General features: G+C 72.4%; 17 protein-coding genes. 7 read left to right on the top strand and 10 right to left on the bottom strand.

All coding sequences use genetic code 11. From position 1 onward, the window contains the following. The 4 genes from J3P38_RS01770 to ctaC form a co-directional block, all read right to left on the bottom strand. Positions 1-1230 (bottom strand): L,D-transpeptidase, encoded by a 1230-nt coding sequence (locus tag J3P38_RS01770; RefSeq protein WP_246849851.1) that lies wholly within the window; start codon positions 1228-1230, stop codon positions 1-3. A gap of 82 nt (positions 1231-1312) precedes the next feature. Continuing rightward, the gene (locus J3P38_RS01775) at positions 1313-1711 is read right to left on the bottom strand and encodes a cytochrome c oxidase subunit 4 (RefSeq protein ID WP_210438166.1); all 399 of its coding nucleotides are present in this window, start codon (positions 1709-1711) and stop codon (positions 1313-1315) included. Further along, positions 1708-3498 carry an aa3-type cytochrome oxidase subunit I gene (ctaD, locus tag J3P38_RS01780; protein ID WP_374222501.1) on the bottom strand — a complete coding sequence of 597 codons (1791 nt, stop codon included), beginning with the start codon at positions 3496-3498 and terminating at the stop codon, positions 1708-1710. Before ctaD ends, J3P38_RS01775 begins: the two co-directional genes overlap by 4 nt. Continuing rightward, entirely contained in the window at positions 3495-4376 is an 882-nt protein-coding gene (ctaC, locus tag J3P38_RS01785) for an aa3-type cytochrome oxidase subunit II (RefSeq protein ID WP_307807648.1), read from the bottom strand. The genes ctaD and ctaC overlap by 4 nt, the downstream gene beginning before the upstream one ends. Before the next feature lie 165 nt (positions 4377-4541). Here ctaC and J3P38_RS01790 point away from each other — a divergent pair, with 165 nt between their 5' ends. Together J3P38_RS01790 and J3P38_RS01795 are read left to right on the top strand one after the other, a co-directional pair. Beyond that, positions 4542-5669 carry a cysteine desulfurase family protein gene (locus J3P38_RS01790; protein WP_210438167.1) on the top strand — a complete coding sequence of 376 codons (1128 nt, stop codon included), beginning with the start codon at positions 4542-4544 and terminating at the stop codon, positions 5667-5669. Further along, complete coding sequence (locus J3P38_RS01795) at positions 5666-5908, top strand: sulfurtransferase TusA family protein (protein ID WP_307807649.1); 243 nt, start codon at positions 5666-5668, stop codon at positions 5906-5908. Before J3P38_RS01790 ends, J3P38_RS01795 begins: the two co-directional genes overlap by 4 nt. A gap of 1 nt (position 5909) precedes the next feature. Here the strand turns inward: J3P38_RS01795 and J3P38_RS01800 are convergent, their stop codons facing one another. Beyond that, positions 5910-6896: a carbohydrate kinase family protein gene (locus J3P38_RS01800; protein ID WP_210438168.1), complete on the bottom strand. Its 987-nt coding sequence runs from the start codon at positions 6894-6896 to the stop codon at positions 5910-5912. Between the two features lie 62 nt (positions 6897-6958). Between J3P38_RS01800 and J3P38_RS01805 the strand changes: the two genes are divergently transcribed. Continuing rightward, positions 6959-7213, top strand: a complete 255-nt coding sequence (locus tag J3P38_RS01805) for a hypothetical protein (protein WP_210502505.1) — start codon at positions 6959-6961, stop codon at positions 7211-7213. A 79-nt stretch (positions 7214-7292) separates the two neighbouring features. On the opposite strand, the gene erpA is transcribed toward J3P38_RS01805, so the two are convergent. Together erpA and J3P38_RS01815 are read right to left on the bottom strand one after the other, a co-directional pair. After that, complete coding sequence (gene erpA, locus J3P38_RS01810) at positions 7293-7652, bottom strand: iron-sulfur cluster insertion protein ErpA (RefSeq protein ID WP_210438170.1); 360 nt, start codon at positions 7650-7652, stop codon at positions 7293-7295. Positions 7653-7983: 331 nt separating this feature from the next. After that, positions 7984-9066 carry a glycerate kinase family protein gene (locus J3P38_RS01815; protein ID WP_210502506.1) on the bottom strand — a complete coding sequence of 361 codons (1083 nt, stop codon included), beginning with the start codon at positions 9064-9066 and terminating at the stop codon, positions 7984-7986. 41 nt (positions 9067-9107) lie between these two features. On the opposite strand from J3P38_RS01815, the gene J3P38_RS01820 reads away from it, so the two are divergent. Further along, positions 9108-9524 (top strand): SRPBCC domain-containing protein, encoded by a 417-nt coding sequence (locus J3P38_RS01820; RefSeq protein ID WP_210438172.1) that lies wholly within the window; start codon positions 9108-9110, stop codon positions 9522-9524. Next, a complete protein-coding gene (locus J3P38_RS01825) occupies positions 9521-10408 on the top strand; it encodes a GNAT family N-acetyltransferase (RefSeq protein ID WP_210438173.1) in 888 nt (295 codons plus the stop codon). The genes J3P38_RS01820 and J3P38_RS01825 overlap by 4 nt, the downstream gene beginning before the upstream one ends. A 3-nt stretch (positions 10409-10411) precedes the next feature. Here the strand turns inward: J3P38_RS01825 and J3P38_RS01830 are convergent, their stop codons facing one another. Continuing rightward, positions 10412-11638 (bottom strand): glucose-1-phosphate adenylyltransferase family protein, encoded by a 1227-nt coding sequence (locus J3P38_RS01830; protein ID WP_210438174.1) that lies wholly within the window; start codon positions 11636-11638, stop codon positions 10412-10414. A 57-nt stretch (positions 11639-11695) separates the two neighbouring features. On the opposite strand from J3P38_RS01830, the gene nadA reads away from it, so the two are divergent. Together nadA and J3P38_RS01840 are read left to right on the top strand one after the other, a co-directional pair. Beyond that, complete coding sequence (gene nadA, locus J3P38_RS01835) at positions 11696-12868, top strand: quinolinate synthase NadA (protein ID WP_210502507.1); 1173 nt, start codon at positions 11696-11698, stop codon at positions 12866-12868. A gap of 16 nt (positions 12869-12884) precedes the next feature. Beyond that, the gene (locus J3P38_RS01840; protein ID WP_307807651.1) at positions 12885-14075 is read left to right on the top strand and encodes a winged helix DNA-binding domain-containing protein; all 1191 of its coding nucleotides are present in this window, start codon (positions 12885-12887) and stop codon (positions 14073-14075) included. 9 nt (positions 14076-14084) lie between these two features. Here the strand turns inward: J3P38_RS01840 and J3P38_RS01845 are convergent, their stop codons facing one another. Together J3P38_RS01845 and pspAB are read right to left on the bottom strand one after the other, a co-directional pair. After that, on the bottom strand, positions 14085-15314 hold the full coding sequence (locus tag J3P38_RS01845) for a sensor histidine kinase (protein ID WP_210438176.1): 1230 nt from the start codon (positions 15312-15314) through the stop codon (positions 14085-14087). Next, entirely contained in the window at positions 15311-15883 is a 573-nt protein-coding gene (gene pspAB, locus J3P38_RS01850) for a PspA-associated protein PspAB (protein WP_210438177.1), read from the bottom strand. The genes J3P38_RS01845 and pspAB overlap by 4 nt, the downstream gene beginning before the upstream one ends. Positions 15884-15885 lie beyond the last annotated feature (2 nt).

Below are 15885 nucleotides of genomic sequence, written 5' to 3' on the forward strand. Positions count from 1 at the left end.
TCAGGAGAGAGCGGATCCCTTCTGCCAGGCCCGCTCGCTCAGGTTCCAGTCGCCGTAGCCGTTCTCGAGGGTCATCTGCCGCGCCGACCCGACGACCTCGACGACGTCGCCGCGGTGGGTGCGGTCGTAGAGCCACTGGGCGTCGCTGAGGCTCATGCCGACGCAGCCGTGGGAGACGTTGGCGCTGCCCTGTGAGCCCGCCGACCACGGCGCGGCGTGCAGGAACTCGCCGGAGTAGGTGACGCGCAGCGCGTACTGCACGTCGGAGAGGTCGTAGTACTCGGGGTCGGACTCGTCGACGCCGATCGTGGCGGCGTCCATCCGCTTGCGACGGAACTTCTCGATGATGACCTTCGTGCCCGAGCGCGTCTCCCACCCCGCCTTGCCGGCACTGATCGCCATCGTCCGGGCGAGCCGGCCGTTGACGAAGGTGCGCATGGTGTGGCTGCGCACGTCGACCTTGCTCACCACCGACTCACCGACGTGGAAGTCGACGCGCCGCGACTCCTGGCCGTAGATGCCGTTGCCCGCGGGCAGGCTGTTCAGGTCGAGGTCCACCGAGACGTCGCTGCCCGCCCGCCAGTAGGTCGCCGGCCGCCAGTGCGCCTCGCGGTCGCTGAGCCAGTACCAGGAGCCGCGCTGCGCCGGCGTGCTGGTGACGTGCATGTGCTCCTCGAACAGGGCACGGTCCCGCACCGGCAGGTCGAACGACACCACGACCGGCATGCCGACCCCTACGGTCTCGCCGTCCAGCGGCGCGACGGCGGGGAAGGTCTGCTCGTCGAGGGTGAGGTCGACGGTGCGGAAGGTGCGGGTGCGATGCACGCGCTCGCCGTCGGACCGCGTGGCGGTCGCGGTGACGCGGTAGTCCGTCCCCGGCTCCATGAGCTGCTCCGACGTCCAGGTCCCGCCCGACACCCGGCCGGGGAGCGGGCCTGCGGCGGAGGTGACCCGTACGTCCTCGAGGGTGCCACCCTCGGCACCGACGACGAGCGGACGGTCGATCGGCACGCCCTGCGACCGGCGGAAGCCGGTGGTCAGGCGGACCGGGTCGGGCGCGCTGCTCGCGGGCGCGCCCGAGGCGCCGGAGCCGTCCTCGGGGCCGCCCGACCCGTCACCGGGCCCGGACGAGGAGGTGCAGGCCGCGAGGACGCCGCTCACCGTGAGCAGCGTGGCGGCGAGCGTCGTACGGCGGCGCACGGAGCGCACGGCGGGCGCGCGAAGGCGCATGCGAGGAACCCCCAGGGACACACGACGAGCAAGAGCCCGCCCAGCGTACGTGCTGGACGGGCTCTCCCGAAGTCGGCGGGGCTCAGTGGGCGTGCTCGCCCCGGTAGTACTCGAAGATGAACCCGCACGTCACCACGGCACCGACCGTGAAGCCGATGACGACCAGCCACCACTGCTCCATCGCCGTGCCGAACACGATGACGCCGAGGGCCGCGGCGCACCACAGCGGCCACCAGGAGTAGGGCGGGAAGAAGCCCAGCTCACCGGCGCCGTCGGCGATGTCGCCCTCCTTGCGGTCCTCCGGACGCGGGTCCATGCGCGCGGCGTGGAAGGCGAGGTAGAGGGTGACCATGCCGAAGAGCAGCGCGGTCATCACGAGGGCCGAGGTGCCCGTCGGGTCCTCGCTCAGGAACCAGTAGGCGGGCGACACGATCGCCACGAAGAGGGCCGTGATGCCGAAGACCCAGGACTCTGCCTTCATCGACGCTCTCCCTTGCTGTCGTCGTTGCCGTCGTTGCCGTCGCCCTCGACCCGGTCGCGCAGCAGCTCTTCGCGGCCGCGGACCTCGGGGGCGTCGGCCACGTCGCCGTCGCCCTCCGCCTCGTTGTCGTGCAGCTCGAGCAGCGCCACCTCCGGGTGGTGCAGGTCGAAGGCCGGCGACTCGGAGCGGATGCGCGGCAGGGTGGTGAAGTTGTGCCGCGGCGGCGGGCAGCTGGTGGCCCACTCGAGCGAGCGGCCCCAGCCCCACGGGTCGTCGACCGTCACCTTCGGCGCCCTCGCCGAGACGTAGACGTTGTAGAGGAACGGCAGCGTCGAGGCGGCCAGCAGGAACGAGCCCACCGTCGAGATCTGGTTCAGCGTGGTGAAGCCGTCCTCCGGCAGGTAGTCGGCGTAGCGGCGCGGCATGCCCTCCACGCCCAGCCAGTGCTGCACGAGGAAGGTGGTGTGGAAGCCGACGAAGAGGAGCCAGAAGTGCAGCTTGCCGAGGCGCTCGTCGAGCAGCCGGCCGGTCATCTTCGGCCACCAGAAGTAGAAGCCGGCGAACATCGCGAAGACCACGGTGCCGAACACGACGTAGTGGAAGTGCGCCACCACGAAGTAGGAGTCGGAGACGTGGAAGTCCAGCGGCGGGCTGGCGAGGATGATGCCGGTCAGTCCGCCGAACAGGAAGGTGACGAGGAAGCCGATCGACCAGAGCATCGGCGTGTCGAAGGACACCGACCCGCCCCACATCGTGCCGATCCAGTTGAAGAACTTCACGCCGGTCGGCACCGCGATGAGGAACGTCATGCCGGAGAAGAACGGCAGGTCGACGGCGCCAGTGACGAACATGTGGTGCGCCCACACCGCCACCGATAGCATGGCGATGCCGAGCGTGGCGGCCACGAGGCCGACGTAGCCGAAGATCGGCTTGCGGCTGAAGACGGGCAGGATCTCCGAGACGATGCCGAAGAACGGCAGGGCGATGATGTAGACCTCCGGGTGCCCGAAGAACCAGAAGAGGTGCTGCCACAGGATCGGCCCGCCGTGCGAGGGGTCGAAGACGTGGGCACCGAGGATGCGGTCGGCCTCCAGCGAGAGCAGCGCCCCCGCCAGGATCGGGAACACCATGATCACGAGCATGCTGGTGATCAGCGTGTTCCACACGAAGATCGGCATCCGGAACATCGTCATGCCGGGCGCGCGCATGCAGATGATCGTGGTGATGAAGTTGACGCCACCGAGGATCGAGCCGAGACCGGCCATCCACAGGCCCATGATCCACAGGTCGCCGCCCGCTCCCGGGCTGCGGACCGCGTCGGACAGCGGCGTGTAGGCGAACCAGCCGAAGTCGGCGGCACCGTCACGGGTGAGGAACCCGGAGGCGGTGATGAGGCCGCCGAAGAGGAACAGCCAGTAGCTGAACATGTTCAGGCGCGGGAACGCCACGTCGGGCGCGCCGATCTGCAGCGGCATGATCACGTTGGCGAAGCCGAAGAACAGCGGCGTCGCGAACAGCAGCAGCATGATCGTGCCGTGCATCGTGAACAGCTGGTTGTAGAGCTGCTCGCTGACGACCTGCATGCCCGGGTAGGCCAGCTCCGAGCGGATCAGCATGGCCATGATGCCGGCGATGAGGAACCACGCGAACGAGGTGCCGAGGTAGAGCTTGCCGATCAGCTTGTGGTCCGTGGTGGTGAGCAGGCGGACGACCTGCTCGCCCAGCGCCTTGCGGGGCGGCTCGCCGGGCGTCTCGTGCCCGGGGCGACTGATGGTAGGAGCGCTCACTCCTCGGTCCCTTCCTGGTTGTCGTCCTCGCCCAGACCGGCCTGCGTCTCGACGTTGGCACCGCCGGTGATCGGGCGCTCGTTCGTCTGACCGGCCGCCTCCAGCTCGGCGAGGTAGGCGTCGTAGTCGGCCTGGCTCACGACCTCGACCTGGAACAGCATCCGCTGGTGGTAGGTGCCGCAGAGCTCGTAGCACTTGCCGGCGTAGGTGCCGATGACGGTGGGCGTCACCTGCAGCTGGTTGACCCGGCCCGGGATGACGTCCATGCGGGTCAGGAACGACGGCACGCCGAAGTTGTGGATGACGTCGGGCGAGCGCAGGTTGAACTGCACGCGCTGGTCGACCGGGAGCACGAGTGTGGGGATCTCGCTGGCGTCGCCGACGGTGTAGGCGTACTCCTCGTAGGCGTAGTCGCCCTCGCGGCCCTCGGCGTCGGTGTTCTGCTCGCCGAGGCCGTGGTTGAAGGTCCACGACCACTGCTGTCCGGTCACCTCGATGGTCAGGTCGGGGTTCGGGTCGAGCTCGGTCATGACGTCCTGGACGCGGACGGTGTGAAAGAACAGCACCACGCACATCAGGACCGGGGCGATCGTGTAGAAGACCTCGAGCGGCAGGTTGTAGCGCGTCTGCCTCGGGACCTCGTCGTCGCTGCGGCGACGGAACTTCACCACGACGTAGAAGATCAGGCCCCAGACGATGACGCCGGTCGCGAGCGCGGCGACCCAGGCCCACTTCCACAGCTCGTAGGTGTAGGGGCCCTGTTCGCTGGCGCGGTCGGGCATGGCGAAGTTGGCGATCTGGTGGCTGTCGGCCTCGGAGCACCCGGCCAGCACCAGCATCGTCACGCCCAGCAGCGCGACCCTCAGGACGCGCCGCACCGGCGCGACTGAAGGCTTGGGGACTTGCAGACCCACTGACGAGCCTCTCTCTCGGTCCTTCTCGACGTGCCAAGGGTATCCCCAACCGGCGGTGCCGTGCCGGGCAGGGTGGGGCTGACCGGGGAACGCGTGAGCGCCCACGCGTGGGTGGCATAGGTTGCCCCTGTGACCGGGGCGGCGGCGGGGCAGCGTGACCTCGACGCTGCGTCCGCGCAGCCGCTCCACCCGGCGGCGCGAGAGGTCTTCCTGGCCGCGCTGGACCGGGGGTACGCCGACCCCCGGCGGCTGCACCGGGCCGGCCGCGAGGCGCGGCTGCTGCTCGACAACGCCCGCGAGGTGACGGCCGCCGCGCTGGGGGTGCGACCCGACGAGGTGACCTTCACCCCCAGCGGCACCCATGCGGTGCACCTCGGGCTGCTGGGGCTGGTGCGGGGCTCGCGCCGGGGCGACGTCGTCGTCCACGCCGCTGTCGAGCACTCTGCCGTCCGGCACGCGGTGGCGTGGGGCGCCCGGGCCGAGGAGGTGCCCGTCACGGGCGACGGCCGCGTGCACGGCCGCGACCTCGTCGAGCGCGCGGGCGGGCCGGGCGTCGGCGTGGTCGCCCTCCAGACCGCCAACCACGAGGTCGGCACCGTGCAGCCGGTCGGCGACCTCGAGCTCCCCGACGACGTCCCGCTGTTCACCGACGCCTGCGCGTCGATGGGCCGGCTGCCGCTGCCCGACGGCTGGGCCGCGGCGGCGGGATCGGCGCACAAGTGGGGAGGCCCGGCCGGTGTCGGCGTGCTGCTGGTCCGCAAGCGCGCCCGGTGGCGCAACCCGTTCCCCGGCGACGACCGCGTGGACGAGCGGTCGACGGGCTTCGAGAACGTCCCGGCGGTCCTCGCGGCCGCCGCCTCCCTGCAGGCCGTCGTGGCCGAGCGCGACGAGGTCAACGCCCGCCAGCACGACCTGGTCGAGGTGGTGCGCCGCCGCGTGGCCGCGGAGGTGCCGGACGTCGAGGTGGTCGGCGACCCGCGTGACCGGCTCCCCCACCTCGTGACGTTCTCCTGCCTCTACGTCGACGGCGAGGCGCTGGTCACCGAGCTGGACCGGCGCGGCCTCGGGGTCGCCAGCGGCTCCGCCTGCACCGCCTCCACGCTGACGCCCAGCCACGTCCTGGAGGCGATGGGCGTGCTCACCCACGGCAACGTCCGGCTGTCGCTGCAGCGCGACACGACCCGCGCCGACGTGGACGCCCTCTGCGACGTCCTGCCCTCGATCATCGCCGAGATCCGGTCTCGGGTGGGGCTGTGAGCTCCCACGACCCGGCGCTGGAGCTCGACTGCCGCGAGCTGCCCTGTCCGATGCCGGTCATCGAGCTCGCCCGGCACCTCACGGACGTGGCGGTCGGGCAGCTGCTCGCGGTGGTCGCCCGCGACCCGGCCGCCGCCGTCGACGTGCCGGCGTGGTGCCGGATGAAGGGGCAGGACTACGTCGGCGCGGACACCGCCGCCGACGGCGTCCCCCGCTACGTCGTACGACGTACCGGCTGACTCAGGGCCGGATGGTGCGCAGGTGGGGCTCGAAGTCGGCGACCGCGGCGTCGCCGTAGGTCGCCGCGCAGCGCTCGAGGAAGGCGCTCCGGCCGATCTCGTACTCCTGCGTGCCGATCTGCTCCACGACGTGGACGGCGAGGAGGCAGCCGAGCTGGGCGGCGCGCTCGTGGCCCAGGCCCCAGCTGAGCGCGGCGAGGAACCCGGCGCGGAAGGCGTCACCGACGCCGGTGGGCTCGACCTTCTCGATCTCGGGGACGGCACGGACGACGACCGACTCCTCGCCCTCGCGGTCGATGCGCACGCCGTCGGGGCCGAGGGTGACGACCCAGGTGCCGACGCGCGAGAGCACCTCCTCGCGGCTCCAGCCGGTCTTCTGGGTGATCAGGCTGGCCTCGTACTCGTTGGAGAAGAGGATCGCGGCGCCGTCGATCAGCGGTCGGATGAGGTCGCCGTCCCCGAAGGCGAGCTGCTGGGAGGGGTCGGCGACGAACCGGTACCCGCGCTGACGGCACTCCTCGGTGTGGCGCAGCATCCCCTGCGGGTCGTCGGGCCCGACGAGCACGTAGTCGGGCTCCCCCACGCGGTCGACGATCGGCTTGAGCTCGATCTCGCGCGACTCGCTCATCGCGCCGGCGTAGAAGCTGGCGATCTGGGCCATGGAGGAGTCGTTCGTGCACACGAAGCGCGCGGTGTGGCGCGTCTTCGAGACGTGCACGGAGTCGCAGTCGACGTTGTGGCGCTCGAGCCAGGACCGGTACTCGGCGAAGTCCTCGCCGACGGCCCCGACGAGCACCGGGCGCAGGCCGAGGTTGCCGAGGCCGAAGCAGATGTTGGCGGCGCAGCCGCCGCGGCGCATCTCCAGGTCCTCCACGAGGAACGACACCGACAGCTTGTCGAGCTGGTCGACGACCAGGCTGTCGGCGAACCTGCCGGAGAAGGACATCAGGTGGTCGGTCGCGATGGATCCGGCTACGAGGAGGGACACGCCGCGACACTACCGTCAGGTACGCCTCGGGATACGCATCAGTAGCCAATAGCGTCGTCGTCATGACGACGTCGCGACGCCCCTCCTACCTCGTCCGTGAGGACCTCGGGACCCCCGCCGAGATGGCCGCCGACGGCCGGGCGGCCGGGCGCAACCTCGGCCTGCAGGGCCGCCTCGAGCGTGCTGCGCACGCAGCCGTCGCACCTGCCCCGAGCCTCCGGTTCGAGGACTACCCCGACGAGGTGGGCAAGCGCGAGATCCGGGTCACCGACGCCGCTGCCCGCCTCGCCAACGCGCTCCACCTCCACCTGGACTGAGCACGGTCGTCCGCAGGGACGACGAAGGCCCCCGCCGGTGGCGGGGGCCTTCGAGGTGCGGTGCGGGGTGCGGGACGGCTCAGTGGAAGCTGTCGCCGCAGGCGCAGGAGCCGGTCGCGTTGGGGTTGTCGATCGTGAAGCCCTGCTTCTCGATGGTGTCGACGAAGTCGATCTCGGCGCCGTTGAGGTAGGGGACGCTCATCCGGTCGACCACCACGGTCACGCCGTCGAAGTCGGTGGTGACGTCGCCGTCGAGCGTGCGCTCGTCGAAGAACAGCTGGTAGCGCAGGCCCGAGCAGCCGCCCGGCTGCACGGAGATGCGCAGGGCCAGGTCGTCGCGACCCTCCTGCTCCAGGAGGCTCTTCACCTTGCTGGCGGCGACGGCGGAGAGGTTGATCTGGTCGGTGCGGCGCTCGGTGGTCTCGACCTGCTCGGTCATCTCATCACTCCAGGAAGTCTCGGGGTACTGCTTGCGTCAATGGTCGCACACCGCGGGTTATTCCCGAACGCTGCGAGGAGCCGGCGACGCAGTCGCCGGATCCGCTGCAGCGTGAAGCGGCGCAGCACGGCGTCAGCCGGGCCAGCCGACACTCGTGTCGGAGCCGGCGACGCAGTCGCCGGATCCGCTGCAGTGTGAAGCGGCGCAGCACGGCGCCAGCCGGGCCAGCCGACACCCGTGTCAGCGCCGAGGAGCCGGCGACGCAGTCCCCGGATCCGCTGCAGCGTGAAGCGGCGCAGCACGGCGCCAGCCGGGCCAGCCGACACTCGTGTCAGCGCGACCACGTGCGCGCCACCCGCGCCGCGAGGTCGGCCAGCGCCTCGGCGGGGGCGCACATCGCGCGCTCCTCCCCCACCAGCTCGACGAGGGAGTACGCCGACTCGATCCCGAGGGCGCGCATCTCGCGCGCGCCCACGAGGACCTGCCCGGCCAGCGCGATGCACGGGCGCAGCGCCTCGGAGGCGATCGAGGCCACGCCGTAGGGCACCTTGCCGGCACGGCTGGAGAAGTCGAAGGCGCCCTCGCCGGTCACGACGAGGTCCGCCCGGCCGGCGCGGGCCGCCAGGGAGACGGCGTCGGCGACCAGGCCGATGCCCGGCGCGCGGGTCCCGCCCAGCGCCAGCAGCGCATAGCCGATCCCGCCTCCGGCGCCGGCACCCTTCTCGAGGGACGTACGCCGGTCCGTGGCCGCAGCGAACGACTCGAGCCAGCCGTCGACCTCCGCGACCCGGTCCTCCGCGATGCCCTTCTGCGGCCCGAAGGTCTTCGTGGTGCCGAACAGCCCGGTGAGCGGGTTCTCGACGTCGCTCGCCGCGACCAGCGTGACGCCCTCGAGCCGCGAGCGCGCCGCCGTGAGGTCGACCGTGGTCACCGAGGCGAGGGCGGCGGGCCCCCCGTCGAGGTCGCCGTCGGCGACGGCACCCAGGGCCGAGAGCACCCCCGCGCCGCCGTCGTTGGTCCCCGAGCCGCCGAGACCCACCACGACCGTCGTCGCCCCGCTCCGCACCGCGTCGAGCACCAGCTCGCCGACACCTCGGCTCGACGCCGTCCCGACGGGGCCGGACACCAGGTGCAGCCCGGCGGCCTGCGCGCTCTCGACGTACGCCGTCTCGCCGACGCGCAGCACCACGGCAGGCACGGGCGCGCCGTGCGGGCCCGACACGGTCACCGCGGCGAGCTCGCCGCCGAGCGCGGCGTGGAGCACCTCGACGAAGCCGGCCCCCCCGTCGGCCATGGGCGCCAGGTCGAGCTCGTCGTGGGGCGCCTGCCGACGCCAGCCGGCGGCGATGGCCTCGGCCGCCTGCACCGCGGACAGGGTGCCGGCGAACTCGTCCGGGGCGATCAGCACGCGCATGGCTGCATCCTTGCAGTGCTCGCGTGGGGCATGCTGGGGGCATGACCCTGCCGCCCATCGTCGCGGAGGTCACCGTGCCGGTGACCCCGACCGAGGCCTTCGTCGGCTTCACCGCCCAGATGGGCGAGTGGTGGGACCCGATGCTGAGCCCCGACGGCGCCACGTTCACCGGCATCGCCATCGACCCCGACGGCCCGGTGGCGTCCGTGCACGGCGACGAGCAGTACGTCTGGGGCCGGGTCCTGGAGTGGGACCCGATCGGTCGCTACACCCAGGAGTTCTGGCTCGGGCACGCGGAGGAGGCGCCGACGAGGCTCGACGTCACGTTCACCGAGCACGCCGGCGGCACGCTCGTCCACCTCGAGCACGGCGGCTGGGCCGACGGCAGCGAGGACGTCCGGGCGAGGTACACCCACTGGGACGACCTGCTCAGGCGCTACGCCGCACACGTGTCATGAGCGCTGCCGTCGTCCGGCCGATGCGCCAGGAGGACGTGGAGGCCCTCGCCGAGATCACCGCGACGAGCTACTACGAGGTCGACGCCCGGACCTACCAGCGATCCTGGCCCGACCCCGTACGCCGTCCCGCCGCCCGCAACGGGCACTGGATCCGCCGCACCAGCCGGGCGCTCGTGACCGACCCGGGCGGCTGCTGGGTCGCCGAGGTCGAGGGCGAGGTGGTCGGCGGTGCGGTGTCGCGGGTGCGCGAGCTGATGTGGATCCTCGCCTCGTTCGCCGTCCGACCCGAGCACCAGGGCCGCGGGATCGGCGCCCAGCTGATGTCGGCGGCCCTGCACCACGGGCGGGGCTGCCTGCGCGGCATGTTCGCGGCGAGCGCCGACCCCGGCGCCGTGCGCCGCTACCGGCTCGCCGGCTTCGACCTGCACCCGCAGATGCTGGTGACCGGCGTCGTCGACCGCAGCGCGATCCCGGTCGTCGAGCGGGTCCGCGGCGGCTCGGCCGGCGACGTCGACCTCATGGACAGCATCGACCGGCGCACCCGCGGCGCCGCCCACCTGGGCGACCACCTGCTGCTGCTCGACCAGTTCCGGCTGGTCGTCACCGACCACACCACCGGCTCCGGCTACGCCTACGTGGACGACGACGGGGCGCCCGTCCTGCTGGCGGCCACCAACAGGCGCACGGCCGCCAGGCTGATGTGGGAGGCGCTGGCCTCCTCCGCTCCCGGCACGCAGGTGTCGGTGCACCACATCACCGCGGCCAACGCCTGGGCGCTCGACGTGGGGCTCGAGGCCCGGATGGCGATCCACACGAGCGGCTACCTGTGCCTGCGGCGGATGAAGCCCCCGGCGCCCTACCTGCACCACGGCTCGCTGCTCTGAGGGTCAGGCGTCCGAGCCGGGCTCGAGCCGTGCGCCTGCGGCCACCTCCCCCGACACGGTCGAGTCGCGGCCCACGAGGACGAGGTCCTCGTCGCGGACGACCCGGCCCGACGGCTCGCCGCCCACCCGGGCGCGTGCCACCACCTCGCAGCGCTCGTCGACCACGGACGTCCGCACCACGGCGCCCGCCCTGATCACGCAGTCCTCCATCACGATGCTGTCGTGGACCTCGGCCCCCTTCTCGACGACCACACCCGGGCCCAGGACGCTGCCCACCACCAGACCTGCCACGTCCGCCCCCGGCGAGAGGAGCGCGTCGCGGCACTCCCCCGACGCCCGCACCCGGGCCGCCGGACGGTCGGGCCAGTGCGAGATCACCGGGCGGCCCGGGTGGTCGAAGACGTCGACGGCGCCGGACAGCAGGTCGCGGTGCGACTGCAGGTAGAGGCTGGGCTGGCCGACGTCTCGCCAGTAGCCGGTGAGCGGCACGGCGACGGCCTTCCCGGTCTCCACCAGTCGCGGGAGCAGGTGCTCGCCGAAGTCGCCGATGCCGCTGTCGCCGTCGTCCTGCTCCCCGGACAGCTCCTTGCGCAGGTCGTAGAGCGTCGCCAGCAGCGCCTCGGTGTCGTAGAGGAAGATCTCCGTGGCGACGGTCCCCGACGAGGGACGCGCGGGCTTGCTCTCCACGCCCGTGATCGTGCCGTCGGGTCCGGCGAGCACCACGACGTTGTCGGAGGCGTCCTTCTTGCTCACCTCGCTTGTGAGCACCGTCGCCACCCGTCCCGCGGCGACGTGCTCCTCCACCACCGGGGCGAGGTCCATGTTGAAGACGTGGTCCGCGCTGCACACCGCGAGCGTGCGCGCACCGAAGGACTCGAGGTCGGCCGACATCCGCAGCAGCAGGTCGCCGTTGCCGTGGGCGAAGCCGCTCTCGGTCGCGGGTCCGGTGCCGGTCTGCGGCACGATGCGGCGGAAGCCGCCGCGGTTGCGGTCCAGGCTCCAGGGCCGGCCGCCGGAGAGGTAGTCGTCGATGGAGGTCACCTGGTACTCCAGCGACACCCACACGTCGTCGAGCCCCGCGTGCACCAGTCCCGAGAGCGCGAAGTCGACGAGGCGGTGCACCCCGCCGTAGGGCAGCGCGGGCTTGGCTCGCTCGCGGGTCAGCACGTCCATCCGCGACCCCTGGCCGCCGGCCTGGACCAGGGCGAGCACATCTCCGCGTCGTTGCATGTCCGACAGCCTGCCACCGCCGGGAGGGAGTCAGCGACCCCTCTTAGGATGACCGGCATGAGCATCGTCGACCTGCCGCTCCTGCCGCTCGGCAAGGGCCGCGACCTCGACGCCGAGCGCGGCGTGGAGTGCCCCGGCGACCTGCCGATGGCGTCCGACCCGTCGCTGGTCGCCCGCGTCCGGGCGGCGAAGGAGGCGCTGGGCGAGCGGGTCTTCGTGCTGGGACACCACTACCAGCGCGACGAGGTGATCCAGTTCGCCGACGTCACCGGCGACTCCTTCAAGCTCGCCCGGGACGCCGCCGCCCGGCCGGACGCCGAGTTCATCGTGTTCTGCGGCGTGCACTTCATGGCCGAGTCGGCCGACATCCTCACCTCGCCGTCGCAGCGGGTCGTGCTCCCCGACCTCGCGGCCGGCTGCTCGATGGCCGACATGGCCCGGCTCCGGCAGGTGGAGGACGCCTGGGACGCCCTCGCCGACGCAGGCGTGCAGGACACCGTCGTGCCGGTGACCTACATGAACTCCAGCGCCGACATCAAGGCGTTCTGCGGGCGCAACGGCGGCGTGGTCTGCACCTCCTCCAACGCCGACGTGGCCCTCGAGTGGGCCTTCGGGCAGAAGCCCGGTGCGAAAGTGCTCTTCCTCCCCGACCAGCACCTCGGGCGCAACACCGCCGTCCTGCAGATGGGCATCGGCCTCGACGAGTGCGTCGTGTGGGACCCGCGGCTCCCCGGCGGCGGCCTCAGCCCCGAGGAGCTCCGGCGCGCCCGGATGATCCTCTGGAAGGGCCACTGCTCGGTGCACGGCCGCTTCTCCGAGGACGTCGTCGACGAGCTGCGCGCGGCGCACCCCGGCATCAACGTCCTGGTGCACCCCGAGTGCCGGCACGAGGTCGTGCTCAAGGCCGACCTGGTCGGCTCGACCGAGTTCATCATCACGACGATCGAGGCCGCCGCGCCGGGCACCGTGTGGGCCGTCGGCACCGAGCTGAACCTCGTGAAGCGGCTCGCCGACGCCCACCCCGACAAGACGATCGTCTTCCTCGACCGCGACGTCTGCTACTGCTCCACGATGAACCGCATCGACCTGCCCCACCTCGTGTGGGCGCTGGAGAGCCTGGTCGCGGGCACGGTCGTCAACCAGGTCACCGTCGACCCCGAGACCGAGGCCGAGGCCCTGGTCGCGCTGCAGCGGATGCTCGCCCTGCCCGGCCGCTCGCACCGCGCCTGAGCCGGCGGGGGGCGCGGTGACCACACGTCCACGCATCGGCGACACCGAGCGGCGCCGCCGCATCGGCGTACGCCACGGCCTGGCGCCCGCCCACCGGTTGGACTCCGTCGAGGCGGTCACCCACGCCATGACCGCGCTGCACTCCACCGAGTACGCCTCGGTGCACCTGGCCGTCGCGGCGCGATCCAAGGGCCTCACGCCCGCCGACGTGGACGTCGCCCTCCACGACGCGCGCACGGTGGTGCGGCAGCTGGCCATGCGGCGCACCCTCTTCGTGTTCCCGCGTGAGCTGCTCCCCGCCGCCTGGGGCAGCGCGTCCGCGCGGGTGGCGGCCGCGGAGCGCAGGCGCATCGCCAAGGCGATCGTGGCAGCCGGCATCGCGGACGACGGCGCCGCCTGGCTGGACCGGGCGTGCGCGGCCACCCTCGAGCGGCTGGCGGCCGGCCCGGCGACCACGGCGGAGCTCCGCGCCACGGTGCCCGAGCTGGCCGGGAAGGTCGGCGGCGACACCGGCAAGCCGTGGGACCGTGCGGTCCCGGTCGCACCGTGGGTCCTCACCCAGCTCGGCCTGCAGGGCGCGGTCGTACGCGGTCGCAACGCCGGCCACTGGCGGGTGAACAAGCCGACGTGGACCCGCACCGAGGACTGGCTGGGCGCGGTGCCCGACGCGCTCGACGAGGCGGCCGGCTACGCCGAGCTGGTCCGCGGCTGGCTCGCGACGTTCGGTCCCGGCACGGCCGCGGACGTCCAGTGGTGGCTCGGCTCGACCAAGACCGCCGTCACTCGGGCCCTGGCCGACGTCGAGGCGGTGGAGGTGACCCTCGGCGACGGCACCACCGGCTGGGTGCTCCCGGGCGACACCGAGGACACGGGGCCGGTCGAGCCCTGGGCCGCGCTGCTGCCGACCCTCGACCCCACCGTCATGGGCTGGAAGGCCCGCGCGTTCCACCTCGACCCCGCCCACGTCCCCTTCCTGTTCGACACCAACGGCAACGCCGGCACCACTGCGTGGTGGGACGGCCGCATCGTCGGGTGCTGGGTGCAGGACGAGGCAGGCACGGTCCGGCTCTCCCTGCTCGAGGACGTCGGGACCGAGGCTCGCACCGCGCTCGAGCACGAGGCGGAACGGCTCACCGCGTGGCTGGACGGGACCGTCATCGGCAACGTCTACGCCTCGCAGCAGATGAAGCTCGCGCGGCTGCCCTGACCGGGTCGGTCAGTCCGCGGCCGCCGGCAGCTCGAACCAGAAGACCGAGCCGCCGCCCGGCCGCTCGTCGACTCCCATCGAGCCGCCGTGCGCCTCCACGATCCGACGGCAGGTGGCCAGCCCGATGCCCGTGCCGTCGACCGACTTGTCGAGGCGCGCGAGCGGCGCGAAGATCCGCTCGCGCTTGTCGGCGGGCACTCCCCGGCCCCGGTCGCGCACCTCCAGCCGGTGGTGCCCGTCGAGGGCCCGGGCGCCGACCTCGATCTGCGGCTCCTCGCCGTCGACGGTGAACTTCGCCGCGTTGTCGACGAGGTTCATCAGCACCGAGCGGAGCTGGACCGCGTCCCCGCGGACGGTCGGCAGCGCCTCGTGGCTCACGCTTTCGCGCGACACGCGCCCGGCGAGGTCGTCGAGCGCCGCCCCGAGCTCGACCTCGAGGTCGACCGCGTCGTCGCCGGGCGCGGCGCCCTGGGAGGCGAACTCCAGCAGGTTGCTGATCATGCCGGACATCCGGTCGACGCCGCGGCGCGCCCGGGCGACGGTGTCGACCTGGAAGGGGTCGCTGACCTCGAGCTCGAGTGACTCCAGCGACAGTGACACCGACGTCAGCGGGTTCTTCAGGTCGTGGCTGACCTGTCCGGCGAAGTGGACCAGCCGCTCGTTGGCGGTGCTGAGCCGGGCGTTGACCTCGCTGAGCCGCCGCGACGCGAGCTCGAGCTCGAGCACGTCGACGACGCGGTCGGCCAGTTGCGCCAGCCCGCGCTCCGCCGCAGGGGTCACCTCGTGCACCTGGTCGTCGAACACGCAGAGCGTGCCGATCACGACCCCGTCGGGGGTGCGCAGCGGCTGCGAGCCGTAGTAGCGGATGTCGGCGAGCTCCCCCGTGGTCCAGGGGTTCTCGGCGAAGCGGACGTCGAGGCCGGCGTCCTCGACGATGATCGGGCGTCCCGACTCGACCACGTGGCGGCACATCGACTGCTGCATCGGGGTGTCGCGTCCCTCGAAGCCCGAGGTGGCGACCTGGTGCTGGGTGTCGCCGCTGAAGAGGTTCACGGCCGCGAAGGGGACCCCGGCCACCTGGGCGGCGAGCTCCACCAGGGAGTCGAGCTCGCGCCGCGGCGGCCCGCGCAGGACGTCGTACGTCGCCAGCGCCCGCTCGCGCTGCCGGACGGTGTCGCGGTCGCGGTCGTGGGGGTGGTCGTGGGGGTGGTCGTGGGGGTCGGGGTGGAGGTCGCTCACAGACCGGGCGCCTTCCAGACGGCCAGCCAGCGCTGGGGATCGGGCTCCATGGGCAGCTCCTCGGCGAGCAGGTCGTTCACGGAGAGCTCGAGGAGCGTGTCCCGTGCCTGGTCGCCGCTGGGGGCGAACGGGTAGAAGGTGCCCTGCTTGTAGAGGTACGTGAGCCCGAACCGCTGCCCGGACGCGCTGGCGAACGGCACCATCGAGCAGAGCAGGCCGGACTCGAAGCCGTTGAGCTCGAGCGTGGTGTTGACCGCGTGCAGGTCGGTGCACAGCCCCGCCACGTCGTCCGGGTCGCCCTGCACGACCAGCCACGTGAAGCCGAAGTCGTCCTCGCTGAGCGTCACCTCCGGCGCCTCGGCGTCGTCGCGGATGAGCGCGAGGACGTCCTGCTGGGTCTGCGCGAACGCGGCGCCCGTCGCGGACCGGTAGCACACCGAGCCGGTGCCGGTCGGCGCGAAGCCCAGCGCGGTCTGGAGCGTGATCGCCGCGCTCGGCACGTGGAACAGCGCGTCGAGGTTGTTGCGCTTGGGCCGCGTCCGCGCGCGCATCGCCTCCCAGAGCCCCATCA

This window comes from Nocardioides xinjiangensis (assembly GCF_017916455.1).
GTDB lineage: Bacteria > Actinomycetota > Actinomycetes > Propionibacteriales > Nocardioidaceae > Nocardioides > Nocardioides xinjiangensis.

Bases quoted from the DNA above. Each gene is read 5' to 3' on its own strand.
- J3P38_RS01825 (WP_210438173.1), top strand. From the start codon at position 9,521: ATGAGCGCTGCCGTCGTCCGGCCGATGCGCCAGGAGGACGTGGAGGCC.
- erpA (WP_210438170.1), bottom strand. From the start codon at position 7,652: ATGACCGAGCAGGTCGAGACCACCGAGCGCCGCACCGACCAGATCAAC.
- pspAB (WP_210438177.1), bottom strand. From the start codon at position 15,883: ATGGGGCTCTGGGAGGCGATGCGCGCGCGGACGCGGCCCAAGCGCAAC.
- J3P38_RS01830 (WP_210438174.1), bottom strand. From the start codon at position 11,638: ATGCAACGACGCGGAGATGTGCTCGCCCTGGTCCAGGCCGGCGGCCAG.
- J3P38_RS01815 (WP_210502506.1), bottom strand. From the start codon at position 9,066: ATGCGCGTGCTGATCGCCCCGGACGAGTTCGCCGGCACCCTGTCCGCG.
- nadA (WP_210502507.1), top strand. From the start codon at position 11,696: ATGAGCATCGTCGACCTGCCGCTCCTGCCGCTCGGCAAGGGCCGCGAC.
- J3P38_RS01770 (WP_246849851.1), bottom strand. From the start codon at position 1,230: ATGCGCCTTCGCGCGCCCGCCGTGCGCTCCGTGCGCCGCCGTACGACG.
- J3P38_RS01805 (WP_210502505.1), top strand. From the start codon at position 6,959: ATGACGACGTCGCGACGCCCCTCCTACCTCGTCCGTGAGGACCTCGGG.
- J3P38_RS01775 (WP_210438166.1), bottom strand. From the start codon at position 1,711: ATGAAGGCAGAGTCCTGGGTCTTCGGCATCACGGCCCTCTTCGTGGCG.
- J3P38_RS01820 (WP_210438172.1), top strand. From the start codon at position 9,108: ATGACCCTGCCGCCCATCGTCGCGGAGGTCACCGTGCCGGTGACCCCG.